The 2,859-nt window shown below is 43.6% G+C and carries 3 protein-coding genes; all 3 read right to left on the minus strand.

Annotated elements, in window-relative coordinates:
* Window positions 1-311: 311 nt before the first annotated feature.
* The gene (locus Q7J27_01735) at window positions 312-1,643 is read right to left on the minus strand and encodes an AAA family ATPase (protein MDO9527859.1); all 1,332 of its coding nucleotides are present in this window, start codon (window positions 1,641-1,643) and stop codon (window positions 312-314) included.
* Between the two features lie 287 nt (window positions 1,644-1,930).
* Window positions 1,931-2,278: a type II toxin-antitoxin system PemK/MazF family toxin gene (locus Q7J27_01740; GenBank protein MDO9527860.1), complete on the minus strand. Its 348-nt coding sequence runs from the start codon at window positions 2,276-2,278 to the stop codon at window positions 1,931-1,933.
* On the minus strand, window positions 2,272-2,526 hold the full coding sequence (locus Q7J27_01745) for a ribbon-helix-helix domain-containing protein (GenBank protein MDO9527861.1): 255 nt from the start codon (window positions 2,524-2,526) through the stop codon (window positions 2,272-2,274). The genes Q7J27_01740 and Q7J27_01745 overlap by 7 nt, the downstream gene beginning before the upstream one ends.
* Between the last annotated feature and the right edge of the window lie 333 nt (window positions 2,527-2,859).

Consider the following 2,859-nt stretch of genomic DNA (forward strand, 5'->3'; position numbering starts at 1 on the left):
GGGAATAATTGCTGCTGTTTTATTGCCTTGCTCATCTGTTACAAATTGTGTTGCCATGGTAAACCTCCATCAAATTTTATGACTACTGCATTATAACCCACCATACTCTGGAAATAAAGCAGTTCATAATGGGGGGGGCAGACTTTCCTTATTGTCGTTATTGGGGCCTCACGCCCCGGTGAAACAACACCGACAAAGGTTTCACCCCAGTACCATTTCCCGAAGCTACGGGGTAAACTGGGCAGGCAAAGGCGCAAAGACGCTAAGATAATAAACAGGAGACAGGAGACGTCGTTATGCAAAGGTCTGTTCTAAGCATACAATAACAATCTCCCCAGCTGGCTTGCCGCATAAATAGGCGCATATAATCGAGACCCCTGCGTTTTTACATTTCTGGCACTCAGAACCATACTCTGTCGGGGATGGTAACATTTTTCAAACACGTTCAAACTTTTAGACTGGGTTATCCATCCTGATTTGACTTCCAAAGGAATGATGCCCGATGGAGTTTCCAACAGAAACTCGACTTCAGAGGTTCGGCCTTCCCAACAAAACAAATCCCTGACACCGGTTGCCCGCAGTTCCTGCGCCACAAAGTTTTCCGCAACATAGCCCTTGTAGCTTCCATAATCATATTTTAAAATAATGGCCGGATCAATATTAGTGATTGTGGTCAAAAGCCCCACATCAAAAAAATATTGTTTGAACCGGTTGTCTCTGGCAAATCCGGCAAGCGGGGTTTCAGCCCGACTCACAATGGAGGTTCTTAGCACAAGCCGCGCGTTTTCCAGCCAGTCCAGCGGAGAAGACAAACGTTCATAACCTCGCAAACCAGGCACGGCATCTTTAAAACGGAATTTCGGAGCGCTGCCGTCCTGAGCACGTGCCAACTGAACAGGCACATTACGCCACAATCGTTCAATATGCTGGGCATTGGTTTTGCCGGAATGTTTGGCAATATCCGCCATATAGGTGTCCAGAAGATCTCTGTGGATGTGGCGAACGGCCAGGATTGCTTCGTACTGGTTTTTAAAATGCTCGCGGTAAACATTGACCGCTTCCGGCAAACCACCTGTAATAAGATAATTTTTCCAGAGATCCCATAACTGGTCATGCGCTATTTGCGGCAATGATTCCTGAAAAACATGTGTCTGCAATAATTCGGCTAAACGTAGTTTCCCAATTCCTTCCAGAAACTCGTCAAAACTCAAAGGGTATAAATCCAAAAAACCAACTTTCCCCACTGGAAAAGAGTCGTTGGCAAGAGTGACCCCGAGCAAAGAACCGGCGCTGCATAACGCCATTTCCGGCATCTGTTCGCGAAAGTATTTTAGCGCGGTCAGCGCCCGTGGACAGCGCTGGATTTCATCAAAAATAATTAGATCACGCGCTGTATCGATGGAGGCATCAAGATAAAACTGTAGTTCATTGATAATTCTGGCGGGTGAAAGATCATCTTCAAACAACGCGATTACTTGTTCATCTTTTTCAAAATTCACATAATGGCAGCATGGAAACTCTGTTTTTCCAAATTCCTGCAGGGTATAAGTTTTCCCCACCTGACGCGCACCACGCAGGATCAGTGGTTTACGATCCTTACTGTTTTTCCAGACCAACAAATTTTTATTGATTGTACGTTTCATGTGGATAAAATATACAAGTATGGCACTTTCTGCAAGGACTTTTTGCACGCATATGGTATTTTTTATAACTTGCTCTCGTAAAAGATTATCACGAAATCACGAAAGGACGAAATCACGAAAAAAGTAAATTGCGTAAAAATAGTGACAGCGACTATTTAATGATTAAGATTTCTCACATTCGTTCGAAATGACAACGTAGCGTGCCCTCTCTGTGGGGCATATTGAAATGGTTAGCGAGCAATCTTGTTCTTACGATGGGGGGGGGACTGAGCCTGACCCCCTACCCTTCAAAGCATATTCATAACAAGCTTCAGACCTTGATATACTTCAGCCATTCTTTCTTCTGAAAGGGCTCCGATGTTTTCCTTTATACTTTTTTTGTCTACTGATTTTATCTGGGTGACATTTATTACACAACGTTTGGGCATGTTTGCTTCCCCTTTTTGCAATATAATGTTTCCCGGCAGATCACCGAATTTAAGCGTTGATGTTATAGCGAGCATTATAACGGTGTTTAGATTGCTGTCGTTTAAAGCATCATTCTGGATGACAAGGCCAGGCCGTCTGCCCATCGGTTCAGACCCTTTTCCCGGAGAAAAATCAACCCAGTAAATCGAACCACTTCGTATTACCATTCCTGTCCTTCCCTGTTTCCCGCTCCGTCAAGCCACACTGCAGTTTTTAGTTGCTCATCACATATTGCTTTATCCGAAAAAACTCTGTCATACTCACTCTTCAGATGACGACTTCTTTCCTCCTGCAACTTTTCGCGAAGTATCAGGGATATAAATCTACTCCTCGATATACTGCGTTGCGCGGTGGTTTTATCAATTATATCCAGAAGGTCGGATGGTACAGTAATGGCTATTTTTTGAGTATTCATTATTTATGCTCCATGATAGTATGATAGTATCTGGTACCACAATTGTATGATGGCGTCAAGCTGTTTGTGTCTTAGTGGGGTCAGGGTTTCCTCATTGTCGTTATTGGGGCCTCACGCCCCGGTGAAACAACACCGACAAAGGTTTCACTGGGCAGGCAAAGGCGCAAAGAAAAGATTATTAAAAGATTATGAAAAAATCGGGTCATGTCCCTGAGAATCCCGACAGTGGGGGGCACTCTCGGTTATTGGTTTGGGAGACTTTTAATCGAATGGGTTTAATATTCTAACATCTATATTTTTAAAATCTTCAACATTTCTTGTAACTAAACAAAG

Source organism: Syntrophales bacterium, assembly GCA_030655775.1.
GTDB lineage: Bacteria > Desulfobacterota > Syntrophia > Syntrophales > JADFWA01 > JAUSPI01.

Coding starts and splice junctions, on each gene's coding strand:
- Q7J27_01735 (MDO9527859.1), bottom strand. CDS start 1,643: ATGAAACGTACAATCAATAAAAATTTGTTGGTCTGGAAAAACAGTAAG.
- Q7J27_01740 (MDO9527860.1), bottom strand. CDS start 2,278: ATGGTAATACGAAGTGGTTCGATTTACTGGGTTGATTTTTCTCCGGGA.
- Q7J27_01745 (MDO9527861.1), bottom strand. CDS start 2,526: ATGAATACTCAAAAAATAGCCATTACTGTACCATCCGACCTTCTGGAT.